This is a genomic window from Bradyrhizobium sp. 142 (assembly GCF_023074015.1).
Lineage (GTDB): Bacteria > Pseudomonadota > Alphaproteobacteria > Rhizobiales > Xanthobacteraceae > Bradyrhizobium.
Window position 1 is genome coordinate 1 of sequence record NZ_JADPKQ010000276.1, and the last position, 1,429, is coordinate 1,429.

At 62.2% G+C, this 1,429-nt stretch carries 1 protein-coding gene; it reads left to right on the forward strand.

Features of this window, described 5'->3' with window-relative positions; genetic code table 11:
- Positions 1-1,135 precede the first annotated feature (1,135 nt).
- Positions 1,136-1,429: Arm DNA-binding domain-containing protein (locus IVA82_RS24370; RefSeq protein ID WP_247493593.1), on the forward strand; the 294-nt coding region annotated here is incomplete at its 3' end.

Sequence of the window (1,429 nt, forward strand, 5' to 3'; positions counted from 1 at the left end):
GTCCGGGTCGTGCTTTGCTGGTCCGCATTCCCCTTGGTCGCGGCCCTTCGCTCCACCAGCTCCTTTCGCAGATCGCTCTGCCTCGTTCGCCGGCTTCGCACTGTGGCCACGTCCGACTTCCCGCGTTCGTTCGTCATCGGCTTCGGCTCCTCGCCTTCCCGATGCGGACCGAAGGCGCATGCCGCCTGCGGTCGAACGCGGGACCTCCCAGGTTCCGGCGCGGTCCCTTACTGCGTGATGGGGTCTTCGACCACGGCAGAGCGTCAGCCCCTCGCATAACGGGACCGCACATGTTGCCTTCGACGTTGCTTACCGCCTCGGCCTCTGCGAGTTTCTGTCTTTCGCGGCTCAATAGCCACCCCACAGCATCGTTGTGTACGCTTCGCTGCCGCCGTCGCCGACGACACCGCAACACTCACTACCGGGCGCCCGCTACGGCTTACCCGGACCGGACTTCCACCGGTTGGACCGCGCCAGCTTGCCTGGCGCACAAGCAATCCAGAGTCTTTCCGCGGAGGGATTCTGGATTGCTTCGCTGCGCTCGCAATGACGGAGTGTAGGTGACAGCGCCGCTCTTTCAATTTGCATTTCAAATCGCAGACACAGCTTCGCGTCCTCGCGGCTTGTTTCGCCCGAGCTTTGCTTGGTCGCCTCACCCTCAAATGAAAGAGAGCGCAGGGAAGACCGGGTGCCGGCTGGCACCCGCGGTCCACTGTGCGAAAGTTGCGCTATAAGAACTTGCACAGCGGCATACAGGTGAAGCCACGACATCCGGCCTTCCCTGCGCAGTGGTTTTACGGCTTATATCGCGCTCTCCCCGGGGAGCGATGCACTATTGCCCCCGTCGCCATGCCGATGACTGATGCGCGGGCCCGGTCGGGCCGCCACATCACCGCAAGACTTGATGCACAGACCCCGGGCGTCAGGACCACACGTCTACATCTTGGCATTCGGTGAAACACGCCGAAACGAAGAAAAGCCTTTAAAACAAGTACTTTTCGCCTAGCCTGTTTCGGGGTGCTTCGGCGGGTTTCGCCAAATCTAGGGCCCGGCCCTAAGCCTCTCAGCGGTCCGCACGACAAGCTGAAAACCCCGGAGCCGAGCCCTTTGGTCCAGCCTTAGGAGCCGAAACCACATGGATACTACCATCACGACCGGACCCGCTGGCAAGCGCGCCCGCAACGGCAGCGTCATCCTGACCGATCGCCTCTGCGAAAAGCGGGTCGCCAAGCGCGCCAAATTCTACGACCGCAAATGTCCGGGTCTCTACGTCAGCATCGCCACGGCCGGCGTGGCGACCTTCTCCTTCAAGTTCACCGATCGGACCACCGGCAAGCAACGCACCGGCTGGCTCGGCGTCTACAATCCAGAGACTTTTACCGTCGAGGACGCTCGCAGCAAGGTCTACAGCCTCAAGGGCATGGGCGTT